The 21,353-nt window shown below is 37.0% G+C and carries 26 protein-coding genes and 1 CRISPR repeat array; of the genes, 9 read left to right on the forward strand and 17 right to left on the reverse strand.

Annotated features, from left to right (window positions below; translation table 11 throughout):
* Positions 1-279 precede the first annotated feature (279 nt).
* The 9 genes from CVS81_RS03080 (at position 280) to CVS81_RS03120 (ending at position 9,291) form a co-directional block, all read left to right on the forward strand.
* Positions 280-972, forward strand: coding sequence for a CRISPR-associated endoribonuclease Cas6 (locus CVS81_RS03080; protein WP_107965056.1), 693 nt, complete (start codon positions 280-282; stop codon positions 970-972).
* A 168-nt stretch (positions 973-1,140) separates the two neighbouring features.
* On the forward strand, positions 1,141-2,907 hold the full coding sequence (locus tag CVS81_RS03085; protein ID WP_107965057.1) for a TM1802 family CRISPR-associated protein: 1,767 nt from the start codon (positions 1,141-1,143) through the stop codon (positions 2,905-2,907).
* 10 nt (positions 2,908-2,917) lie between these two features.
* Complete coding sequence (gene cas7b, locus CVS81_RS03090) at positions 2,918-3,859, forward strand: type I-B CRISPR-associated protein Cas7/Csh2 (protein WP_107965058.1); 942 nt, start codon at positions 2,918-2,920, stop codon at positions 3,857-3,859.
* Position 3,860: 1 nt separating this feature from the next.
* Positions 3,861-4,571 (forward strand): CRISPR-associated protein Cas5, encoded by a 711-nt coding sequence (gene cas5, locus CVS81_RS03095; RefSeq protein WP_107965059.1) that lies wholly within the window; start codon positions 3,861-3,863, stop codon positions 4,569-4,571.
* Entirely contained in the window at positions 4,549-6,747 is a 2,199-nt protein-coding gene (locus tag CVS81_RS03100; RefSeq protein ID WP_107965060.1) for a CRISPR-associated helicase/endonuclease Cas3, read from the forward strand. The genes cas5 and CVS81_RS03100 overlap by 23 nt, the downstream gene beginning before the upstream one ends.
* Entirely contained in the window at positions 6,747-7,247 is a 501-nt protein-coding gene (locus tag CVS81_RS03105; RefSeq protein WP_107965061.1) for a CRISPR-associated protein Cas4, read from the forward strand. Before CVS81_RS03100 ends, CVS81_RS03105 begins: the two co-directional genes overlap by 1 nt.
* 8 nt (positions 7,248-7,255) lie before the next feature.
* Entirely contained in the window at positions 7,256-7,534 is a 279-nt protein-coding gene (cas2, locus tag CVS81_RS03110) for a CRISPR-associated endonuclease Cas2 (protein WP_107965062.1), read from the forward strand.
* Positions 7,535-7,543: 9 nt separating this feature from the next.
* Positions 7,544-8,542, forward strand: coding sequence for a CRISPR-associated endonuclease Cas1 (gene cas1 / locus CVS81_RS03115; RefSeq protein WP_107965063.1), 999 nt, complete (start codon positions 7,544-7,546; stop codon positions 8,540-8,542).
* A 153-nt stretch (positions 8,543-8,695) separates the two neighbouring features.
* Positions 8,696-9,184: a CRISPR direct-repeat array (repeat unit 30 nt; unit sequence ATTAGAATTTACTCCGTTGGAGTTTGAAAC).
* Between the two features lie 8 nt (positions 9,185-9,192).
* Positions 9,193-9,291 (forward strand): S26 family signal peptidase, encoded by a 99-nt coding sequence (locus tag CVS81_RS03120; protein WP_107965064.1) that lies wholly within the window; start codon positions 9,193-9,195, stop codon positions 9,289-9,291.
* 171 nt (positions 9,292-9,462) lie between these two features.
* Here CVS81_RS03120 and CVS81_RS10185 read toward each other — a convergent pair whose 3' ends face one another.
* From CVS81_RS10185 to CVS81_RS03205, 17 genes are all read right to left on the reverse strand, one after another.
* The gene (locus CVS81_RS10185; RefSeq protein ID WP_199907143.1) at positions 9,463-9,984 is read right to left on the reverse strand and encodes a helix-hairpin-helix domain-containing protein; all 522 of its coding nucleotides are present in this window, start codon (positions 9,982-9,984) and stop codon (positions 9,463-9,465) included.
* Positions 9,985-10,120: 136 nt separating this feature from the next.
* Positions 10,121-10,477: a 50S ribosomal protein L19 gene (rplS, locus tag CVS81_RS03130; protein ID WP_002941851.1), complete on the reverse strand. Its 357-nt coding sequence runs from the start codon at positions 10,475-10,477 to the stop codon at positions 10,121-10,123.
* A gap of 8 nt (positions 10,478-10,485) precedes the next feature.
* The gene (gene trmD, locus CVS81_RS03135; protein WP_107965065.1) at positions 10,486-11,178 is read right to left on the reverse strand and encodes a tRNA (guanosine(37)-N1)-methyltransferase TrmD; all 693 of its coding nucleotides are present in this window, start codon (positions 11,176-11,178) and stop codon (positions 10,486-10,488) included.
* Positions 11,175-11,705 (reverse strand): ribosome maturation factor RimM, encoded by a 531-nt coding sequence (rimM, locus tag CVS81_RS03140; RefSeq protein ID WP_107965066.1) that lies wholly within the window; start codon positions 11,703-11,705, stop codon positions 11,175-11,177. Before rimM ends, trmD begins: the two co-directional genes overlap by 4 nt.
* Positions 11,698-11,940, reverse strand: coding sequence for a KH domain-containing protein (locus CVS81_RS03145; RefSeq protein ID WP_107965067.1), 243 nt, complete (start codon positions 11,938-11,940; stop codon positions 11,698-11,700). The genes rimM and CVS81_RS03145 overlap by 8 nt, the downstream gene beginning before the upstream one ends.
* Entirely contained in the window at positions 11,940-12,167 is a 228-nt protein-coding gene (gene rpsP, locus CVS81_RS03150; protein WP_009293992.1) for a 30S ribosomal protein S16, read from the reverse strand. Before rpsP ends, CVS81_RS03145 begins: the two co-directional genes overlap by 1 nt.
* Before the next feature lie 71 nt (positions 12,168-12,238).
* Positions 12,239-13,579: a signal recognition particle protein gene (gene ffh, locus CVS81_RS03155; protein WP_107965068.1), complete on the reverse strand. Its 1,341-nt coding sequence runs from the start codon at positions 13,577-13,579 to the stop codon at positions 12,239-12,241.
* A gap of 62 nt (positions 13,580-13,641) precedes the next feature.
* A complete protein-coding gene (locus CVS81_RS03160) occupies positions 13,642-14,400 on the reverse strand; it encodes an RluA family pseudouridine synthase (protein WP_107965069.1) in 759 nt (252 codons plus the stop codon).
* Positions 14,397-15,533, reverse strand: coding sequence for a lipid IV(A) 3-deoxy-D-manno-octulosonic acid transferase (waaA, locus tag CVS81_RS03165; RefSeq protein ID WP_107965070.1), 1,137 nt, complete (start codon positions 15,531-15,533; stop codon positions 14,397-14,399). The genes CVS81_RS03160 and waaA overlap by 4 nt, the downstream gene beginning before the upstream one ends.
* An 8-nt stretch (positions 15,534-15,541) precedes the next feature.
* Entirely contained in the window at positions 15,542-16,249 is a 708-nt protein-coding gene (locus CVS81_RS03170; RefSeq protein ID WP_002941798.1) for a zinc ribbon domain-containing protein, read from the reverse strand.
* Positions 16,250-16,266: 17 nt separating this feature from the next.
* Positions 16,267-16,989: a Nif3-like dinuclear metal center hexameric protein gene (locus CVS81_RS03175; protein WP_107965071.1), complete on the reverse strand. Its 723-nt coding sequence runs from the start codon at positions 16,987-16,989 to the stop codon at positions 16,267-16,269.
* A 6-nt stretch (positions 16,990-16,995) separates the two neighbouring features.
* Positions 16,996-17,856 (reverse strand): glycine--tRNA ligase subunit alpha, encoded by an 861-nt coding sequence (gene glyQ / locus CVS81_RS03180; protein WP_021084368.1) that lies wholly within the window; start codon positions 17,854-17,856, stop codon positions 16,996-16,998.
* Positions 17,857-17,866: 10 nt separating this feature from the next.
* Positions 17,867-18,283 carry a GyrI-like domain-containing protein gene (locus CVS81_RS03185; protein ID WP_107965072.1) on the reverse strand — a complete coding sequence of 139 codons (417 nt, stop codon included), beginning with the start codon at positions 18,281-18,283 and terminating at the stop codon, positions 17,867-17,869.
* A gap of 3 nt (positions 18,284-18,286) precedes the next feature.
* The gene (locus CVS81_RS03190) at positions 18,287-18,760 is read right to left on the reverse strand and encodes a DUF3972 domain-containing protein (RefSeq protein WP_002942132.1); all 474 of its coding nucleotides are present in this window, start codon (positions 18,758-18,760) and stop codon (positions 18,287-18,289) included.
* 11 nt (positions 18,761-18,771) lie between these two features.
* The gene (purE, locus tag CVS81_RS03195; protein WP_021089599.1) at positions 18,772-19,266 is read right to left on the reverse strand and encodes a 5-(carboxyamino)imidazole ribonucleotide mutase; all 495 of its coding nucleotides are present in this window, start codon (positions 19,264-19,266) and stop codon (positions 18,772-18,774) included.
* Positions 19,263-20,522, reverse strand: coding sequence for a peptidase U32 family protein (locus CVS81_RS03200; protein ID WP_107965073.1), 1,260 nt, complete (start codon positions 20,520-20,522; stop codon positions 19,263-19,265). Before CVS81_RS03200 ends, purE begins: the two co-directional genes overlap by 4 nt.
* The gene (locus CVS81_RS03205; protein ID WP_103596045.1) at positions 20,522-21,271 is read right to left on the reverse strand and encodes a chemotaxis protein; all 750 of its coding nucleotides are present in this window, start codon (positions 21,269-21,271) and stop codon (positions 20,522-20,524) included. Before CVS81_RS03205 ends, CVS81_RS03200 begins: the two co-directional genes overlap by 1 nt.
* Positions 21,272-21,353 lie beyond the last annotated feature (82 nt).

Below are 21,353 nucleotides of genomic sequence, written 5' to 3' on the forward strand. Positions count from 1 at the left end.
CTGCGTTGGATTCGAACCAACGGCCCCCTCATTAAAAGTGAGATGCTCTACCGACTGAGCTAGCAAGACATAGTTATTTAAAAAAGAATTGAGATTATACAAAAAACATTATTATATGTCAAGAAAAGATCATTTGAATTTTAAAATAAGTTTTTGTTTTTTTCTATATATATTATTTTAATATAAAATTTAAAATCTAAAAAATTTATTTTATATAATTGTCAATTTTTTACAAAATTTTGAGTTATAATCCATTTTAGTAACAAATAAGGAGTAAGGATGATCATTATAAATTCACGCCTACCTACTCAAAATTTAAAAATAACAAAGTCTTTATCCAAGCTCATGCAAGGCTATATTTACAGCTATTTGCCAAAGGCTGAACATGACGGATACACCCATAAAGAGAGTGGTAAAAATTTTAAAAGATCAAATTTTGATTTTAGATTAAATGGTTTAAGTTTAGAGATAAGATTTAGCTCGTTTGTACCAGAATTTGAAAAAACGATCGCTTTTGCTGTGCTAAAAGATGGATTAAAACTTGGCAATATTTGTTTGCTTAATACGTCTGTGTCAGTAAAAGAGCATAGAATTTCACAAAATGAAGCCGTTTTACAAGGATGCGTAGCGTGTTCGGTCGTTGGACTTTTGGGATACAAAGTGCATCTTGAGCCGCAAGACTCCAGGCATCTTGAAATGATGAAAACAAACGCGCTGCAAAGATTTGAAACACTTATGGGGTACAAATACGAGGGCAAGTTTGAGCTAAATTTGCTTTGGCAAAATTTACAAAAACCTTTTTATTTTTTCTATGGCAACAACAATATGCCAGTCAAGGCATGGCCTGCAAAATGGCACATCAAAGCAAGGCCAGAGCTTATAAATTTGATCCTTGATGTGGGGGTTGGTAGTGGATGTATGAACTGCGGACTAGGGTTTTTAGAAGTGGTAGAAGAAAAGCAAGTTGAATAAAATATGAATTTCAAATCCTACAAGGAGACTACTATTTGGCTTGCTTTTCTTGGATTATTGTACAATAAAATAGGCAATAGATCAAAATATCTTTGTATAAAATATGATAACTTGACTTTTAAAAATATTTGGAGTAAAGTAATGCTTACTTAGTTTAAGGAGCATGTTTTGGCTGATATAGTTAAAATTCTTGCTGACATAGGCGAGGTATATGAAAAAGAAGAGCTTAAGCTCAAAAATGGCGCTCATAAATACGATAAGATCAAAGTCTATCTTTGCGACATAGCGACCAAGCAGATCGAACCAAATTTAAATATAAGCAAAGATGATCTAATAATATGTAGATTTGGCGTTGGAGCAAATTCTGGCAATCTTTTCCCAAATTCTCAATTTTTATCCAAAGAAATAAATAAAGACGAAGCTAAATTTATAAGAGGCATTTTGAAATCTATTTCAAATTTGCTCTCCTTTTTTGAGCCAAGCATTATAGAAAAAGACGCTATTTTATCCATACTATCAAGCATAAACGAAGAGTATTTTGTTGGTATTATAGATGAGATCAAATGTCTTGATGAGCTAAAAAACGAAAAAGGCAAAAAAGTCGCTACTTTTTTCTCGCTCTCGTATAATGGCAAGCCAGTTTCTGCATATTTTAAGCAAATTTTTGAAAATCATATCAGCGTAAAAGAGCAAAAATCATCTTACGGATATGATATCTTGACAAATGAAAAGGGTGTCGGCGGCGATGCAAATTTAGCATTTTGCTCGGTAAATGAGATGCCTGCTAATATGCAATTTATCAAATCAAAGCTCCTGCCACTGAGCGCCAATAGCGCAAAAAAGGTAGAAAATGGCTTTAAAGCGATAAAAGATAAGCTATCGCATAATTTTTATGGTATGAAAATAGCTATTTTACCGACTATTTTGAGTAGCTCAGTAAATTTAGAAGAGATTGTAAAGATATTTGAAGAGACTTCAAAGAGCGACATAAAAAATATTGAAATAGCCGAGGAAGCCATAAAATTTAGCATAGATTATTATCTCGAGGCAACAGCTAAAAAGCAGGAAAATTTGCCTGTTTTAAATACGATTTTATTTTACACGCAAAGCAATGCTGCTATCGATTTAAAGCTTGCGATAGACGATGTTTTACCATCTTTTATCTCTCGCATCTCAAATTTAATGAGCCGTTTTAACATAAAAGCCTTCTATGAAAAAAATAGTGGCACAGATGAGACAATTTATCTGCAAAATTTATTTGAAAGCAGGCTTGGCGTGATGAGCTTTTTACTATCAAGAAATAAATTTGATTTAGAGATTATGATAGAAAGATATAGCGATCTGATTTATTATGGTAGCGTCAATAAAAGTTACGCAAAAAAGTTGGAATGGAGCAAATACTTTAACGATTTTTATAAAGAAAGAAAGTTTGAAAATATTGCAAAATACCAAAATTTCTTTAATGAGATCAATGTCTTAAACAAAAAACTAGTCTTTCAAAAGGAGTGCGATTTGGAAAATTTAACCGATAAAAAAGAACTGATCAAAGAGCTAATCAAAAATAGCGAGTTTTTAAATCAAAACGATGCGCTCATTAGCGCTTATTTGCTCGGTATGCTAAGCGCAGCAATGATAAACTGGCAGCTTGGCGTGAACGGCGGCGTATCTTTTAGCAACTGGCTCAATGACTGCGGATCGATAAGCATGGAAAATTTAGAGCGAATTTGGACCAAGTGCGATGAGATGATTAGAAAGCTTAAGGCCGCTTCTGGCAAGCCAAATGCTAACATTGAAAACATAAAAGAGTGTTTGATCGAAATTTTACCGCAGGTCTTTTCTAAGGAGAAAAAGATAGTAAAAACCTCGCATACTACGCTTGCCTTTGCTATGGGCGGAAGCGACTATCGTAAATTTATAAAAGAAAAAACAAAATAAGGAGAATAAGATGCAAAAAAAAGAGATACTTTTTTTATGGGACGGAGAGAACTGGAACCCAAACGGCGATATGCTAAAGGATAACGCTCCTAGGCGAGATGATGAAACTGGTGTAGCCGAGGTGACGGACGTGCGTATAAAAAGAACTATCAGAGATGAGATCATGAAAAAAGATGAGGCGTCGATTTTTATAAAGGAGTATAGGATAGAAGACGCTCTGCTAGACGCTAAAACTGCGATCAGACAAAGTATAAATATAAAGCAAAACAAAAGCGAACTGCAAAAAGAAATTTTGTCTAAATTTATCGATATCCGCGCATTTGGTGGAGTTTTGCCTATTTCAGATAAAGACGAGATGAAACAAGACAAAGAGATAAAAACTGCAGGCGTTCAATTTACTGGACCAGTGCAGTTTAGACTAAGCAAATCCCTAAACAAGGTCGAAGTAGAGCATGTTAAAGGAACTGGCGCTTTTGCTAGCGACTACGATCCAAATGATCCAAAAAAACAAAAAGATCAAGCGACTTTTAGAGAAGAGGAATTTATAAAATACGCTATTTTTGCCACTTACGGCATCATAGACAACTATAATGCAGCAAAAACAGGCTTTAACGAAGCCGATGAGGCTAAAATTTTAAAAGCTTTGTGGCACGGCACTAAAAACCTAACAACTCGCTCCAAAATCGGTCAAACTCCAAGATTTATGCTAATCATCACATACAAAGACGATACGTTTGCAGGCGATCTAAACAATAGCATAAGCCTAAAAAGCGAAAAAGAAGATAGAGTGATAAGAAGCATAAACGAATACACTATCGACTTTACAAATTTAAAAAATAAACTCGCAAGATACGCCGCAAATATAGAAAAGATAGAGTATATGAGCGATTATGATTTTGAAACGATAAACAAAGAAAATTTTGACAGCAGCTGGAAAAAGATAGAGGCATAAAATGAGCATTGTTGCTTTTAGATTATTTGGAGATTACGCTCATTTTTCGCATCCAGCGACGATTTATTCTAGCTTGACCTATCCAGTGCCACCAAAGACCACTATAATGGGCTTTTTAGGCGCTGTTATAGGCGAAGAAGAATACTTTAAGCTTTCAAACATCCAATATAGCGTAAAAATAGATAGGCAAATTTTAAAAAAGAGCTTTGTCTTTAATGGCATAAAATTTGCCCTCTCAAGCAATATGCACATAGAGGAAGGCTATCAAAACGCAAAAGAGAAAAAGCAGTTTTACAGAGAGCTAATCTGCTCGCCATCTTATGTCGTATTTTTAAATTTAGAAAATTTAGAACAAAGCTATCAAGATAAAATAATCTCAAATTTAAAAGAGCATAAAACCGCCTTTACGCCCTATCTTGGGATAAATTTTTGCATAGCTGATTTTAGCTGGATCGATATAAAAATATGCGAAAAAATATCGCAAGATGAAAGCTTTATAAATACATTTACGCTTATGAATGATTTTATTTTTGAAGGCATTAATGAAAATGCGAAATTAACTACGGCAAGAATGCCTTGTGGCTGCGAAAATGGGCGAATTTTTAAAGATTTTAAAGACTTTGTGATGGAGATAAACGGCAAAGAGCTTATAAAATCTAAAAATCATGGAAATATTTATCAGATAAATAATGAAAGAGTCTATTTTATTTGACGAATTTTGGTCGCATCCAAATAAACTTTTAGAAAATCATATAAAAAATATGATCTCGCCTGACGACGATGAGCTGGGTAAGCAGGTCAAACTCTACCACGACATCGCAAAACTGAAGAATAATTTTCAAATTTACATCAAAGATACTTCAAACGACAAGCTGGATAAAAACCACTCGCTTTTGTCGGCATATTTTTTCTTGTTAAACTCAAAATTTGATGAGATATCAACCCTATTTGGCTTTCTTGCCATCGTTTCACACCACGGCGACGTGGTAAATTTAATGACGCTAGCCAGAGAAGCTAATAAATTTTTTAAAAACCAAAAAGAGCTAGAGCGGTGGGATGAAGTGGCTAATGCTGCTAAAAATATCAAGATCTACTCGGGATTATCTACAAAAAAAGATGAGTTTTTAGATAGAGCAAAAAAGCTTCGTCAATACTTAGTTTTATCGCAGTACAGGTACAAATTTACCTACGAGGACTTTATAAATTTCAAAAGCCTATATTCAAATTTGATTTATAGCGATAAATTTGAAGCTATCTTTAGCATACCAAAACAGCAAACCAAAAATATACCGATAGATGTTTTAGAGAGTGATATCCAAAATTTGCCGCCAAATAAAAAGCGAGATGCGTTTAGAAATTTCGTCTTAAACAACTTTGACGAAAACTACAAACTTTTTACTTTAACTGCGCCTACAGGCTATGGCAAGACTTTGACGGCATTAAATTTTGCATTGAAATTTAATAAACCTCGCATAATTTATGCGCTTCCTTTTACCTCAATAATCGATCAAACCTACGATATAGTCGCGAAAATTTATAAAAATAGCAATATTTTGGTCAGCAAGGCACATCACAAAACGACAATAGGCGAAGAAAATTTAACCCAAGAGGATAGATACTCAAAGATTAAATTTCTAATGGAATCTTTTAGTGGCGAGATAAACATAACCACGCTTTATCAGCTGATATTTGCGCTATTTGGTAACAAAAACAAAGATAATGTTAAATTTAATCAGCTAAAAAATAGCGTCGTTATCATCGATGAAGCGCAAGCAATCCCATATAACTTTAGAAAAGATTTTATCCTGCTTTGCGAGATCATTTCGCAGAGGCTTGACACTATTTTTATATTTATGTCGGCAACGATGCCAGTTATCAAAAGTGAAAATTTTAAAGAAATTTCAAATTTAGACTATTTTGCAAAGCAGGATAGATATGTCATAAAATGGCTTGATATAGGCGGCGAAGACAGGCTTTTAGAAAAGATTTGCGAGGCTGCAAGCGATAAAAATACTCTAGTCGTCGTAAATACTATCAAAAAAGCGCAGGAGCTTTTTACAAAACTAAGGGATAAATTTAACTGCTTTTGCCTAAACGGATATATGTATGATGATCACAAGCGCGCTACTATAGAGGCCGTAAGGTGCGCGATAGATAAAAGCAAAGTTGATCCGCTCGCAAGCAAAATTTTACTTATCTCCACGCAGTCCATAGAAGCTGGAGTGGATCTTGACTTTGACATTGGGTTTCGCGAAGTCTCGCCCATTAGCTCTATCATACAAACAGCAGGGCGCATAAATAGGCATTTTGGAGAAATTTGCGGCGAGCTATACGTCTTTCCTGAAATAAGTAAATTTACAAATTTGATTTACGGCGATCTATATAAAGTAAGCGGGGCTATTTTGAGCGATCTTAAGCAAAAAGAGGTGCGAGAGAGCGAAATTTTAGAAATTTCAAATTTGTATTTTCAAAAGATAAGCAATCAACTAGAAAATTTGCATATAAAAAGTGAGATAGAAAAGCTAGAATTTGAAAATATCAATCAAAAAATAGAGGAAATCATGAACGACAACTACAAACAAACCATAATAATCGAGCCTAAAGAAAATTTCATTAAAGATTTTGAAGCTAAAATTTTTGAGATCAAAAATAGTCCGAATGAGAAATTTACCATAAGAGATCTTTTTAAAAACCACATCAGAAAGTTGTCGAAATTTAGCATAAACGTAGCGTTAAAAGATATGAATAAGCTAATGCCAAATTTAAAACAGATAAATGGGCTTAAAGATATGTTTTATCTGCCGTTTGGCTCGTCTTATTTTTATAGTGCCGAGTGTGGCCTTAAAAAAGATACGAATTTGGATATTGAGGACGAGGTATTTGACTAATGTTCTCAAAAGATCAGATCACCGGCACACTTGTGAATTACTACGTCACCTGCAAGCGTGAGGCGTGGCTTTACGCGCATCAGATCCACGCGGACCAAGAAGACGAAAACGTGCTAATGGGCAAGGCTTTGGCTGATATCAAAGAGAGCGATTTGCAGGACTTTGCATTTTCAAATTTGAAATTCGACAAACTTTCCAAGCAGCGCGGACATTATCTTATCACCGAATACAAAAAGAGCCTAAAAAACGAGCTTGCAGGCAAGATGCAACTACTTTTTTACATCTATCTTTTAAAAACGGGCTTAAATTTAAAAGAGGTAAAAGGCAAACTAATAAGCGGTAAAAAGGTGATTTTAGTGGAGGATACCGGCAAAAATTTCGCTCTAGTAGAGAAAATTTTAGGCGAGATAAGCGCGCTTGCAAATTTAGAAAAGCCGCCCAAATTTACGCAGGGCAAATTTTGCCAAAACTGCGCATATCGCGACTATTGCACTGCTTAGGAGAGAAGATGTATATGATACTTTTTTACGACATCGCAGGGCGCGAGCAAAAAGAGCGAAATAACGCAAATCGCATCAGAAAAGCGGTCGAGAAATTTCTGCCTCGCGTGCAGTTTTCAGTCTATGAGGGCGAGATCCGCGAGAGCGACTTTAAAAAGCTAAGCAAGACGCTGCAAAAAGAGTGCGTAAGCGAGCTAGACTCCATCGTCATCTATACATTTAACTCACTAAAATACTCCGAGCGCATCGTCATCGGCGTAGATAAAAATAGCCCGGTATTTAGCTAAGGAGCAAATATGCAAAAGAGCGACAGGACGCACTTTATACTTAGTCCAGGTAGGCTTTATAGGCAAGATAACAATATCTATTTTGAAAAATTTGACGAGATGGGCGAGCGAGCTTCGTGCAAGATCCTGCCGATAAATGCGATCGATGAAATTTACGTGCTGGCAAAGGTGCAGATCGACACCTACACCATCGCATTTTTAGCGGATAATAACATCCTTTTGCACATCTTTAGTCCGTATCAGAGCTTTCGCGGGAATTTCTACCCAAACACGCCAAACTCCGTAAATAAAAGCGGCTTTGTGCTGCTTTGCCAGCTCCGCTCTTTTGACGATCCGATCAAGCGTGCATATATCGCGCGTGAGATCACTAGAGCTCACATCATAAATGACGCTGCAAACTGCAAAAGACACGGCGTAAAATTTGACGTGCAGCCTCACATCAGAGCACTAGATGCCGCCACTAGTGTGCCTGCTATCATGGCGGTAGAGGGTGCATTTCAAAAGCTCTACTACGAGAAGTGGAACGAGATCATCGCAGATCAGCGAAGCTTTAAATTTACCGTCCGCTCAAAACGCCCACCCGCTGATAAGATAAATAGCTTTATAAGCTACGTAAATACGCGTATCTACAACATCTGCCTAAGCGAAATTTACAAGACCGAGCTAGATCCTCGCATCGGCTTTTTGCACGAGCCAAACTACCGCGCGCTAAGCCTTCACCTCGACCTTGCGGAGATTTTTAAGCCGATCTTGGGCGACACGTTGATTTTTAATATGCTAAATAAAAAAGAGATCACCGCAAAGGACTTCCAAACGGACGCTGGCAGGATAAAATTTAGCAACGACGCAGTGCAAAAGATCGAGCTAAAGATGATCTCGCGCCTTTGCGAGACGCTCACGGTGGGCGGTAGGGAGCTAACGTGGAGGCAGGTGATCCGCCGCGAAGTAAACAAGCTCAAAAAGTGCATCTGCGAGGACGCGCCTTATGAAGGCTTTAGGTGGGAGTGAAATCGTATTTTAATAAAGCGTTTTTTAAGATTTTAAAAAGCTTGAAATTTGGGGCTTGGCGTATTTGCACATGGCTAAATTTTAGTCAAATTTAAGGCGAAAAAATATAGACTTCTTGCACTAGAATGCCTATAAAATAGGCTTTTTGGTGCTATTAGAATTTACTCCGTTGGAGTTTGAAACAACTCTTTCTTTGGTGCTGTGATTGTTTTCTTTGATTAGAATTTACTCCGTTGGAGTTTGAAACTAAATCAAATAAGAAAAAACTATGAAAGCTAATAAAATTAGAATTTACTCCGTTGGAGTTTGAAACTCTATCAAGATGAAGTAAAAATCACGATTTCGATGTTATTAGAATTTACTCCGTTGGAGTTTGAAACGCACGTGCCAAAACGACGTGGCACGCTTGGATTTATTAGAATTTACTCCGTTAGAGTTTGAAACACGCTTGCTCTAAAAGATCAACTAGCTCATTGTTAATTAGAATTTACTCCGTTGGAGTTTGAAACAAGCCATATTCAGGGCAAAAATTCAAAAATTCAGAATTAGAATTTACTCCGTTGGAGTTTGAAACTCGTCGCTTTCGCGTTTGGTGTATGCGTCAATCTTGTCATTAGATTTTACTCCATTGGAGTTAAAACCCACCAAACATGATTAGCGACAACCGCAATCACTCTTTTGATAGTCGTTTTTTCGGTGTAATTCCATACAAATTTTTAGTTGGTAAAGTTAGATGGCAGGTATTTTGAGACAAATTAGCAAAACACCTTGACTAAATATTTTAGTAAGATTAAAATGAAGCAAATTATCGGATCAATGAATTTTAAAGAAGGTTATAATAATTTTTATCAATTATAATTAAAACAAAAAATATGACTTTATAAAACCCACTTGTAAAGACAAGCAGGTTTTAAAATGTTTTATTTCTCTAGTTTTTCTTTAAGTTTTTCTTTTTTAGATTTAGCTTTTGAAGCAGCTTTTTCTTTCTTTTCTTTTACTTTGTCAACAACTTTGTCTTTTTCGTCTTTTGCTTTTTCACCAATACTAGTTTCATCTTCTTTACTAGAAGTTAGCTCTTCTTTAGTTTTAGAAGCTTTCTTTTTAAATTTATCTTTTTTATCAGAGATTTTTTCTTTCATCTCGTCTTTTGCCTCATCCATTTTCTTCTTACCAGCTTTTGCTTTTTCGTTTACTTCGCTCTTGCCAGTAGTAGAAATTTCACCTTTTAGGTTATCAAAAGTTTTATCGCCGATACCATTTACATTTTTAAGATCGTCGATTGAGTTAAATTTATTTGCTTTTCTATACTCGATGATAGCATCTGCTTTTGCACTGCCGATACCATCAAGACTCATAAGTTCCTCTTTTGTAGCTGTGTTTAGATTGATTGCTGCCATAGCCAAAGATGTAATAGCTGCAAGTGAAATCAAAATCTTTTTCATTTTTGTTCCTTAAAAGTAAATTTGAAGTAAAATTCTAGCAAAGAGTAATTAATGAAGTATAAATATCGAGTAATATAAAAATGATTTTAAATATAGTTTGTAGGGGAGAATCCCTGAAAATTTCAGGGAAAAAGTTTTATTTTCTAAGTTCGCGAATCTTAGCAGCTTTTCCACGAAGTTCGCGTAGGTAGAATAGCTTAGCTCTTCTAACACGACCTTTTCTAAGAACCTTTATCTCTTCGATAGAGTCGCTAAATATTGGGAAAATTCTCTCAACACCAACACTGTTAGCGCCTATTTTTCTGATTATAAATGTTTCGCCGGTGCCGCTACCACGTCTAGCTATACAAATACCTTCAAAATTTTGAATTCTCGTTTTGTCTCCCTCGTGAATACGAGTAGCCACACGCAATGTATCTCCTGCACGGAAGTCAGGGATATTCTTACCAGCAATTTGAGCATTTTCAAACGCTTCAATGTATTTATTTCTCATGTTTTTCCTTATTTATGTGGCTTTAGCTTTTGATATAAATCAGGGCGAAAGTACCTTGTTTTGCAGTGAGCCATCTTGTTTTTTAAGTTGTGGATTTTAGCATGATTACCCTTTAAAAACTCTGAAACCACAAAGAGGGATTTAAAATTATCAGGTTTTGTAAAAGATGGGGCTTCAAGCAAATTACCTTCAAAACTCTCCACTTCAAGGCTCATGTCGTTTCCTAAAACTCCGGGCACATTTCTTGATATCGCGTCGCTCATGCAAAGTGCAGGCAGCTCTCCGCCAGTTAAAATAAAATCACCTATACAAAAAACTTCGTCCGCCCAAAGCTCAACAACTCTCTCATCAAGACCTTCATATCTACTGCAGACAAAGCAAATATGATCTTTTTTAGAGAGCCTTTTCGCGTCATTTTGACTAAATTTTTTACCAGCTGGCGTCAAAAAAATAACATGGGCATTTTTGTCTTTTTCTTTTAAAAATTTGATCGACTCATCTAAAGGCTGCGGAAACATCAAAAGCCCTGCTCCACCTCCGATCATATAGTTATCAACTTTATTATGTTTATCGTTGGTAAAATTTCTTGGATTTATGAAATCAGTTTCTATAAATTTATTACTAATTGCACGTTTTAAAATAGAATCGCAAAAGTAAGGTTTGACTAAATTTTCAAAAAGTGTAATAAAAGTAAATTTCATGAATTTTCTAAGATATCTCTAGCGCCTTTTACTAAAATCTCTCCACTATCCAAATTTACGCTTTCGATAAAACGCTCCAAATATGGAATGTAGAAATTCTTTGGTTTGCCAGCCGCAATAAGCACTTCATCAGTTTTTATGTATAAAAGTGAGTTTGCAAAATTATCTTGAATATCTTCTACGATACCTAAAATTTCGCCGTTTTCTACAACTTTTAAACCAATGATATCAAACTGAAAAAATTCATCTTTTTTTAGTTTGCAGTTTTTTCTAGTAAGTTCTTTTGTGGTATAGATAGTTCTATTTACAAGTGTTTTGGCAATATCTAAGTCATCAAAATTTTCAAACAAAACCAGCTCTTTTTGTCTGTTATAGTCTTTTATTGTGAGCTGAACACTGTTTTTATCAAAAAAGGTTACACCTTTTTTAAATTGCTCTGGGAAGTCGCTCTTGTTGTGAAGCTTTAAATAGCCCTTTAAACCAACACATCTCCCGATAGTAGCGACTTCAACAATATCACTATTCAATAGCTTTTACCGTTACTCTATAACTTGTATTGTCTTTAGCTTTACAGCCAATAATAACGGTCTTTATAGCATTTATCATTTTGCCGTCTTTGCCAATAAGCTTTCCAGTATCAACCTTATCGGCACTTATAATGATCTCGACAAAATTTTCACCAAGCTCTTTACGCTCAATAGTCACCTTTTCAGGAAAATCAGCTATCAGCTTGGCGTATTCGTATAAAAAATTTTCAACCATTATTTTGTAATTTGTGCAACTCTGTCGCTAAGTTTAGCACCGACGCTTTTCCAGTAATCCAATCTCTCTTTGTTGAAATTTATAACATTTGGCTCAACCATAGGGTTGTAATAACCAATGCTCTCTATCCAACCGCTATCGCGTCTTTTTCTGCTATCTGTAACAACTATACGATAAAAAGGTCTTTTTTTACGTCCCATTCTTGTTAGTCTTACTACTGTTGCCATATTATATTCTCCTCTTGTTTTTAAATAAAGCTTAAATTTAGATAACAAATATCCAAATTTAAACCCTTTTGTCAAACAGGTCTTTTTAAATTTGCTTGTGAAAGCATGTTTGCAAGTCCTTTTGCTCCGCCCTTTCCTGAAAATTTCTTAGCAAGCTTTGAGGCATTTTCAAACTGCTTCAAAAAGCGATTTACCTCTACTTGAGATAGTCCAGAGCCAGCTGCCAAACGCCTTTTTCTGCTATTGTTTAAAAGGTCTGGATTTTCACGCTCTTTTTGTGTCATAGAGTTTATCATAGCCTTAATATGCAAAATTTCTTTTGAATTATCAAGATCTATATCTTTTATCTGATTTGCAATATTTGAAAGTCCAGGTATCATACCCATCAAAGACTTCATGCTACCAAGCTTTTTAACGCTTTCCATTTGATCTAAAAAGTCATTAAAGTTAAACTGACCTTTTTTTATCTTTTGATTTAGACGTTTTGCCTCTTTTTCATCGATAATAGTCGATGTTTTCTCGACCAAAGTAGCTAAGTCACCCTCGCCCATTATACGGCTTACGATACGATCTGGTATAAAGCTTTCGATATCAGCTACTTTCTCGCCAGTACCGACAAATCTAAGTGGGATATTTAGCTGTTTTGCGATGCTAATAGCTACGCCGCCCTTTGAGTCAGAGTCAAATTTAGAAAGGATAACTCCAGAAATTCCCAAAAGTTCATTAAAACTTGTAGCTGTCTTTACGGCATCTTGTCCGCTCATAGCGTCAGCTACGTAGAAAATTTCATGTGGATTTATCGCATTTTTTACATCTTTTATCTCTTGCATCAACTTTTCATCGATCGCAAGACGACCAGCAGTATCCACTAAAAGCACGTCATAAAGGCCGCTTTTTGCTTTTTCTAGTGCTTCTTTTGCTACTTTTATAGGGTTGTTTTCATTTTCTATATAAAAAAGATCAATCTCGTTTGCAACGCAGAGCTGTCTTAGCTGCTCAACCGCTGCTAATCTTTGCAAGTCGCAAGCCGCAACTAAAACTTTTTTCTTTCTTAGTTTTAGATAGTTTGCAAGCTTGATAGTTGTCGTAGTTTTACCGCTACCTTGCAAACCAGCCATCAAAACGATAGTCGGTGCAACTGGCGCATAGACAAAGCCTTGATTACCAGGGGCTGTTAAGATAGTCGTTAAATTTGACTTGATCGCATCTAAGAAATTCTTTTGACCAACGCCAGTTTGCTTTAATTCGCTTTCGATAGATGCGAGTAGATCTTTGGTGACTTTGTGGTGAACATCAGCTTTTAAAAGAGCTTTTTTGAGCACGTCAAGTGCGTTTTTTAGAGCTTTTTCATCATCTACAAAACGTATCTTGCTAACGGCTAATCTAAAAGACTCGCTAATTTGTTCGAACACTAATCACCTTTCTAAGTTGTTATTAAAGGGCGTATATTACTAAATAATTTCTTTATTGCTCTTTAAATTTCAAATTTATTAGATAGCTCAAATCCAAGAGAGTTAAATTCTCTTGGGATCGGCGCTTTAAATTTATAGTTTAAAAGAGCGATAGAATAGGCATGCAAAAACATTCTATTTGCCCTATTTTTGCCGTATTTCTCATCGCCAACGATAGGTAAATTTAAGCTAGCCAAATGCACTCTTATCTGATGCGTTCTGCCTGTTTTTATGGCAACTTTTACCAGCGTTTTTTTACCAGCAACCATGAGCGGTGAAATTTCACTGATCGCCTCTTTGCCATCTTTTGAGATCTTTGAAAAGGCGCCATTTTTATTTTTTATCGTTAAGATCGGCTCATCTACGACGACCTCCTCGCTCATGATGCCCCTAACTGCGGCCACGTAAATTTTCTCAACCTTCATCTTTTTAAACTCATTTATGGCAAGGCTAGCAAATTCATCATTTTTTACAAGAAGCAGCACGCCGCTTGTATCTTTATCTAGCCTATGAAGGAGTGGAAATTTATACATTTGGCTGATTTTTTCGCTAGTGATGGCAGCTGGTTTGTTAATGGCTATTAAATTTTCATCTTCAAAGATAACGCTTGGCTTTGGCATCTCTTCGACGCTAAATTTAGTATTTTCGCTCATTAGCGCACGAGCGATCATCACCTTTTGCCCCTTGGCATAGACTAGCCCGCTGTCGATTAGCTCCTTTGCCTCGTTGTTTGAGATGTTTTTTTGCTTGGCTAAAATTTTATACGCTTTTTCTTCACTCATAAAGTGCTCCTTATATCTTCTATGATCGCATCAGCACTGGCTTGCACGGCGATCTTGCTCTTTTTGGCGTCACTACCCATTATGCCGCCGATCTCGCTAGCCTTTGCGATATAGATGTTTTCAACTAGGCTAAATAACGCCTTTTGATTAAATATAAACTCACCGCTAATTATCACTGGGTTAAATTGTGCGCACTCGATTGGATTATGCCCGCCGATATTTGGCACAAAACTGCCTCCAAGCACGACTATATCGCTAATAGCATAGACATTTACAAGCTCGCCTAAAGTATCAAGCAAATTTACTTTAGCTTCAAATTTATGCCTTTGGCTAAATTTAGCAAAGCTAAAGCCATACTTTTTAGCGTATTCGCATGCTAGCTTTTCAACCTCTGCAAATCTCTCAGGGTGGCGTGGTGCGATGATTAAAAGATCGTTTTCTTTTAAATTTAAATTATCTAAAATCATCTCTTCTTCGCCCGCATGCGTGCTTGCTAGCACGATCACTCTAGCTTTTGGCTTTTCATAAATTTTGCTTACACTTGGTAAAAACGCAGCTTTTATGTTGCCAACAACCTCTATTTCACCTGCTCCTAGCGTTTTTAGCCTCTCTTTATCAAGCTCGCTTTGGGCGTAAATTTTATCTATAAATTTAAAAAGATATCTATAAAAAAAGCCAAATTTTAAATAACTTTTATAGCTTCTATCTGAAATTCTAGCGTTTATCAGTATCACGCGACTGCCTTTTAGCTTTGCCATGAAAACTAGCATGAGCCAAAGCTCAGCCTCAAAAATGACTAAAATTTTGCTCTTTTTTAGCCAAAATGGCAAGAAAATTTCAAATGGCAAAAATCTTGTGTTAGAGCAAATTTTACTTGCCGCTTCAAAGCCTGTATTTGTCACCACACTTATGGCTTTGCTGTCAAATTTTTGCATCAATGGTTTAAGCGCTTGCACTTCGCCAAATGAGCAAGCGTGAAAATGCACATCTGCATCTTGAAATTTAGGATTATTAAAGAGAAAAAAACGTGCTGGGATTGATCTATGGTATTTTTTTTTGAAACTTAATAAAAGTAGAAAAATAGCCCCAAAAAAGTAGAGTATTGAGGCTAAAAAATAATATATTATTATCACGAAACGTGTTATTGCTCTTGTTTATATAAAATTCTGCCACAATGTGGGCAAGTAACGATATCTTCGCCTTTTACAACCGCAGAGAAAGTTTTATCATTTATCTGCATAAAGCATCCATAACAAGCTTGTTTTTTAACAGGCACAACGGCTGTGTTGTGAGCCCATTTTCTGATCTTTTCGTAAAATGCTAGGATTTTTTGGTTCATCGCAGCGACAAGTTTATCTTTTTTAGCATAAACCTCTTTGCGCTCTTTTTCGATCTTTTCAAGCTCAGATGAAACCTCGCTTTTTATCTTTTCTAAATTTCCTTCAAGCTCTGTTTTTTTAGCGTTTAGCTCATCTTTTTGAGCATTTTTATTGTCTATTAGTTTTTCAAGTCTAGCGATCTCTTCATTTGCTGCTTCAAGTTGCTCTTTTGCGATATCTTCTTCAAGACCTAGCGCTTTTATCTCTTTTTCGCTTTTTGCGCTTGAACTTTTTTTAGCTACATCTTTGATCTTGGCGCTAAATTCTGCGATGTGAGCGTTTGTACCTGATTTTTGTGATTTTAGATCATTTACCTCTTCGTCAAGTCTTTCTACATTAACCGCTATAGTTTCACACTCTTCTTCTATGCTTTTATAGGCTTTTTCTACTTCTTGTATGCGCGGAGTGAAACCATCTATTTGTTTGTCAAGATCAGATAATTCAACTAATTGTTGCAAATATTTATTCATAATGTTTCCTTTTTTTGTTAGCAATATGTAAATGGGTTTTTAGAATTGCTTATTATAACTTCAATTTTTAGATTTTGCAAATATTTTGCTAAAAAATCACTAAAATAACGCTCACTTTCATAGTGGTTTATGTCGATCAAATTTAGTCCATTTTCCTTTGCATAAAGGGCTTGGTGATACTTTAGATCGCCCGTTAAAAAGGCGTCCGCTTTGACCTCTTGGATGAGATCTGCGCCGCTTCCAGTGCAGATGCAAATTTTAGAAATTTCATCTTTTGCATGAACGGCTCTTAAATTTTCTAGCCCAAGTTTTTCTTTTACAAATTTACAAAGCTCGCTAAATTTCATCTTCACATCAGCATAGATCAAAAAGCCCTCTTTGCTTGAAATTTCAAGCCCCAAAACCTGCGTTGCAAATTTTTCATTTAAAAATACAAGGTCGGCATTTGTGTGAAGCGAGATGAGCGAGATATTTTTTATCACCATCTCTCTTATGAGCGAGCTTGGATAGAGGCTGTAGTCTAGGCGCTTTAGCCCTTTAAAAATGAGCGGATGATGCGTAATAATGAGCGAGTTTGGCAAGACATTTTGCAAAAGCTCACTATCAAGATCAAGGCTTAGATAAATTCGCTCAAATTCGCTATCAAATGAGCCAACTTGAAGGCCACTATTGTCCCAAGACTCTTGGCTCGCAAATGGGCAAATTTCATCTAAGTTTTTATAAATTTCAGCTATTTTCATCAAATTTTACTTTTGCTCTAAGCTCTCTTTATATGTTAGCGCGCACTCTTTTGCAAGCTCGCGAATTTTTAAGATGTAGTCTTGTCTTTGCGTCACGCTTATCGCTCCGCGCGCATCAAGGACGTTAAATGTATGAGCTGCAAGCATGCAGTAATCATACGCTGGCAGTGAAATTTTGGCCTCCAAGCAGCGTTTGCACTCGTTAAATGCGTTTTCAAACTGGTTAAAAAGCATATCAACATTTGCCACTTCAAAGTTGTATTTACTCCACTCATACTCGCCTTGTTTATGCACGTCAGCGTAGGTTACTATGTTGCCATTAGAGTCATCCCAAACGATGTCGTAGACGCTATTTACGTCCTGCAAGTACATCGCTAAGCGCTCAAGGCCGTATGTTATCTCGCCAGATATGAGCTCGCATGCGATACCACCCACTTGTTGAAAATAGGTAAATTGTGTAACCTCCATGCCGTCTAGCCAGACCTCCCAGCCAAGTCCCCAAGCGCCAAGTGTAGGGCTCTCCCAGTTGTCTTCGACAAAGCGAATGTCGTGATTTTTCAAATTTAGACCAAGTCTTTCAAGGCTTTTTAGATAAAGCTCTTGGATATTTTCTGGGCTTGGTTTTATGAGCACTTGAAACTGATAGTAAGCGCCAAGGCGGTTTGGGTTTTCACCGTATCTGCCATCAGTCGGACGGCGGCTTGGAGCTACGTATGCGGTCGCCCACGGCTTTGGTCCAAGGCTTCTTAAAAATGTCGCTTGGTGATATGTGCCCGCACCTGCTGGCATGTCGTATGGTTGAAGTATGACGCAGCCTTGCTCTTGCCAATAGTTTTGAAGCGTTAGTATTATTTGTGAAAATGTCATTTTGTGCCTTTTATTTTATTGATATATAAATTTCTATTTTATCTTTTAGATATTTTTCAAAGTCCGTTTTATAGGCTCTTTCTAGCTCACTACTTTCAAAATATCTCCAAATTTCATCCCAAAATTTTGCAACATTTTGTGGCTCATTTGCAAAGCTAAAAAGAGCGTACTTTCCGCTTTGTATATTTAAATTTTCACTATCTTTTTGGCGTGATATTGTGCCGATGAAGTTATCGTAATGTCCATTAAAATCACTTTCGTAGTTACAGTAAACACTATAAATTTCACTCTTGCCATCATAGTATTCACTCATAAATTTGGACCATAAAGCTGGAATTTTGCCGTTGCCGTCCATTTCATCTTCATTTTTAGTGCGAGTTTTTACTCCATAAATTTCAAAGCTATTTTCTAAATTTATAATCTTCATAAACTACTTTTGTCCGTTAAAATTTTCAACCGCTTGATTCCACATGAGCTTATATTTTCGTTTTAAAAATTCAACTTCATCTTGTGAAATTTTAAGCTGTTTTGTAAGCGTCTCTACCGTTTTTCTATCCTCGTCATAGAGCTCTTGCATCGAAATGAGCGCCTCTTTTAAAAATTTATTCTCATTTCTTAAGGTCTCAAGTGTCTCATCTTTTGCGTCAAGCACCTTTTCGTGTAAATTTAGTATCGTGCCGATCGTCTTTTCGACAAAGCTAAAACCATCTTGGCTTTGCGGCTGCAAGGATAAATTTTGCGAAACACTAGGCACCACGCTCATCGTTCCCTCGCTCGCTTCTATTAAAATTTCTCCATTTTCCTCTTTGGTTTTTAAAACGCCACGATTTATCATATCCTCGATAACTTCGCGCTCTAAGTGCACAAGTTTGCAAAATTCATCAACTCCAAGATAGGTCTGCACCGCTTCTCCTTTTATAGTATCACTTCAACCTTTGAAGAGTCTTCCTCTAAAGCCTTTATCTTTGCCTCTCTGTCGGCCTTTAGTGCGCTTGCTAGCCTCTCATCTTCAAGGGCTAAAATTTGCACCGCAAGATAGGCTGCATTTATCGCACCAGCCTTGCCGATAGCTAAGGTCGCCACTGGCATGCCACTTGGCATTTGCACAGTTGAGTAAAGTGCATCAACACCGCTTAGAGCTGAGCCAGCCATTGGTATGCCGATCACTGGTTTTGTTGTATTTGCAGCGATTGCTCCAGCTAGGTGGGCCGCCATGCCAGCAGCTGCGATGAAGACTTTTGCGCCCTTTTTCTCGGCATTTGCGACGTATTCGCTAGTTCTTTTTGGGCTTCTGTGGGCTGAGCTGATTATCAGTTCATATTTTACGCCAAATTTCTCCAGAGTCTTTGCCGTCTCGCTAACGATCTCATAGTCACTTTTACTTCCCATTATAATAGAAACAAATTTCATATTTTCTCCCTTAAAAAACTAAATTTTGGCAGCTTAACGCCGAGGTTTATCTCATTTTCATTGCCGCTGTGAATTTCGCTCATGACCTTGCCTTTTTTAGTGACAAGCTGCTTAAATTTGATAAATTTCTTGCCATCTTGCGAATAGACCTTTGAAATTTCATTTTCACTATCATCTATATGCGAGCCAGTTGGCGCCACGATCTCGTAGCTCTTATCTGGGAAAATTTTATATTTACACTTAAAAAACTCACCGTCTTCACTTATAGCATTTACCTGATGAGTACCCTCTTCTAGGCTGCTCGTGTGATTTTGCGTATCGGTTCGCTCATAAGGTCTATGAACCAAGTAGCCGTCCGTAAAGCCACGATTTTTCAGCGTATTTATCTCATTTTCATAAATTTGCGCATCAAATTTATCATCCATGGCATCATCTATCGCCATTTTATAGGCTCTTGCCGTGCAAGCTGCGTAGTACTCGCTCTTTGTGCGGCCCTCTATCTTAAAGCTATCAATGACACCGCTATCAACGATCTCTTTGATGTGCGAGATGAGGCAAAGATCCTTTGAGTTCATGATGTGAGTGCCGTTTTCGTCCTCTTCTAGGCGGAAAAGCACGCCGCTCTCTTCGTTTTTGGCATAAAGTTCATATTTAAATCTGCAGTCGTTTGCGCAGCTGCCGCGGTTTGACATACGTCCGCTTTGCACTGAGCTTACTAGGCACCTGCCAGAGTAGGCAAAGCACATCGAGCCATGGACGAAAATTTCAATGTCAAGGGTTGGAATTTCCTCTTTTATCTTTATAACATCTTTTAAATTCATCTCGCGTGCCACGACGATGCGTTTTGCGCCCATATCATGATAAATTTTAGCGTCCAAAACGTTCATAACGTTTGCCTGAGTTGAGAGGTGTATCTCGATATCTGGAGCGATCTCTTTTGCTAGGCTCATGACGCCTGGAGTTGCGATGATAAAGGCATCTGGCTTCATCGCTGAGATGGTTTGCAAGTGCCTTTTTAGCGGCTCTATCTGAGAGTTAAAAGGAAAGGCATTTATGGTCGCATAAAATTTCTTTCCCTTTGCATGAGTGTAGTCTATCGCCTCTTTGAATGTTTCAAGGTTAAACTCCCTTGCCGATCTAGTCCTTAGCGAAAAGCTAGCCACCGAGCCATAAACAGCGTCGGCTCCGTATTCAAGGGCGATTTTAAGTTTTGTTAAATTTCCAGCTGGAGATAAAAGCTCAGGCCTTTTTAGCACTATTTTTTACCTAGACTTTCTATCAAGGCTTCGATGTCGTCGTTGCTGACAAGGTTTTCAGTCGTTGTATCACCAGCGATATGAACAGCAGATCCCACGCGTTTATCATCATCGATACGACCTTCAAACAAGGTATTCATATATTTGCTAAGCGCCCTCATAACGTTGATAACACGCTCGATCTTTTGTCTGTGGATGTCTTGATACTGCATCATATCCATAGCCATCATGATCTCATCTTGTCCCATTTGTAAATTTCCGATGATATTATCGATCGTGCCAAGAAGTGCGTTGTTTTTCTCTAAAGCCTCGCTAAATGCAGCAATATTTGGAAATTTCTCACTTAGTGTCGTAAATAGCTCAACATTTGAGTTTATCGCCTCTTTTAGGCTATTTGAGTCGCTCTCGGCATCCATAAAAAAGTTATTTATCGTCTCAAGCTTGTCAAACATCTGAGTAGCTTTCTCTTCGCTATCTCTTGTCACATCATCAAGCTGATGCACCATTTTATGGTCTTCAGTCGGTGGTGGTGGTGGCCAAACGCCGTCTGCGCTCACTCTATAGTTTTCGCCATGTTTTGAACTATTTGCTTGTGGCTCATCTGCTTTAGCACTCATTGCCTCTGCAACTTCTGCTACCTCGTCTGTTTCCTCTTTGACGTCCGCGACCTCTTGGCTGGCATCTTTAGTATCACCTAAATCATCCTCTAATCCGCCCGCCATAAGCGCGTCAAGTTCCTCTTGGGTCATAAAAGCTCCTAATAAAATTTGCCTTGATTATATAGGATTTAAATAAAAAGAAAGTTTAAAAAGTATGCGTTTATCTTTAAAT

The organism is Campylobacter concisus, from assembly GCF_003049065.1.
Taxonomy (GTDB): Bacteria; Campylobacterota; Campylobacteria; order Campylobacterales; family Campylobacteraceae; genus Campylobacter_A; species Campylobacter_A concisus_BE.

Excerpts from the sequence above, each read along its gene's own strand:
- rpsP (WP_009293992.1), bottom strand. The coding sequence starts at position 12,167 with ATGGCAACAGTAGTAAGACTAACAAGAATGGGACGTAAAAAAAGACCT.
- cas2 (WP_107965062.1), top strand. The coding sequence starts at position 7,256 with ATGTATATGATACTTTTTTACGACATCGCAGGGCGCGAGCAAAAAGAG.
- CVS81_RS03185 (WP_107965072.1), bottom strand. The coding sequence starts at position 18,283 with ATGAAGATTATAAATTTAGAAAATAGCTTTGAAATTTATGGAGTAAAA.
- purE (WP_021089599.1), bottom strand. The coding sequence starts at position 19,266 with ATGAAATTTGTTTCTATTATAATGGGAAGTAAAAGTGACTATGAGATC.
- cas5 (WP_107965059.1), top strand. The coding sequence starts at position 3,861 with ATGAGCATTGTTGCTTTTAGATTATTTGGAGATTACGCTCATTTTTCG.
- CVS81_RS10185 (WP_199907143.1), bottom strand. The coding sequence starts at position 9,984 with ATGAAAAAGATTTTGATTTCACTTGCAGCTATTACATCTTTGGCTATG.
- cas1 (WP_107965063.1), top strand. The coding sequence starts at position 7,544 with ATGCAAAAGAGCGACAGGACGCACTTTATACTTAGTCCAGGTAGGCTT.
- cas7b (WP_107965058.1), top strand. The coding sequence starts at position 2,918 with ATGCAAAAAAAAGAGATACTTTTTTTATGGGACGGAGAGAACTGGAAC.
- CVS81_RS03145 (WP_107965067.1), bottom strand. The coding sequence starts at position 11,940 with ATGGTTGAAAATTTTTTATACGAATACGCCAAGCTGATAGCTGATTTT.
- CVS81_RS03080 (WP_107965056.1), top strand. The coding sequence starts at position 280 with ATGATCATTATAAATTCACGCCTACCTACTCAAAATTTAAAAATAACA.
- rplS (WP_002941851.1), bottom strand. The coding sequence starts at position 10,477 with ATGAGAAATAAATACATTGAAGCGTTTGAAAATGCTCAAATTGCTGGT.
- CVS81_RS03205 (WP_103596045.1), bottom strand. The coding sequence starts at position 21,271 with ATGACCCAAGAGGAACTTGACGCGCTTATGGCGGGCGGATTAGAGGAT.
- CVS81_RS03160 (WP_107965069.1), bottom strand. The coding sequence starts at position 14,400 with ATGAGTGAAGAAAAAGCGTATAAAATTTTAGCCAAGCAAAAAAACATC.
- CVS81_RS03175 (WP_107965071.1), bottom strand. The coding sequence starts at position 16,989 with ATGAAAATAGCTGAAATTTATAAAAACTTAGATGAAATTTGCCCATTT.
- CVS81_RS03120 (WP_107965064.1), top strand. The coding sequence starts at position 9,193 with ATGATTAGCGACAACCGCAATCACTCTTTTGATAGTCGTTTTTTCGGT.
- glyQ (WP_021084368.1), bottom strand. The coding sequence starts at position 17,856 with ATGACATTTTCACAAATAATACTAACGCTTCAAAACTATTGGCAAGAG.
- CVS81_RS03100 (WP_107965060.1), top strand. The coding sequence starts at position 4,549 with ATGAAAGAGTCTATTTTATTTGACGAATTTTGGTCGCATCCAAATAAA.
- CVS81_RS03105 (WP_107965061.1), top strand. The coding sequence starts at position 6,747 with ATGTTCTCAAAAGATCAGATCACCGGCACACTTGTGAATTACTACGTC.
- CVS81_RS03170 (WP_002941798.1), bottom strand. The coding sequence starts at position 16,249 with ATGAATAAATATTTGCAACAATTAGTTGAATTATCTGATCTTGACAAA.
- trmD (WP_107965065.1), bottom strand. The coding sequence starts at position 11,178 with ATGAAATTTACTTTTATTACACTTTTTGAAAATTTAGTCAAACCTTAC.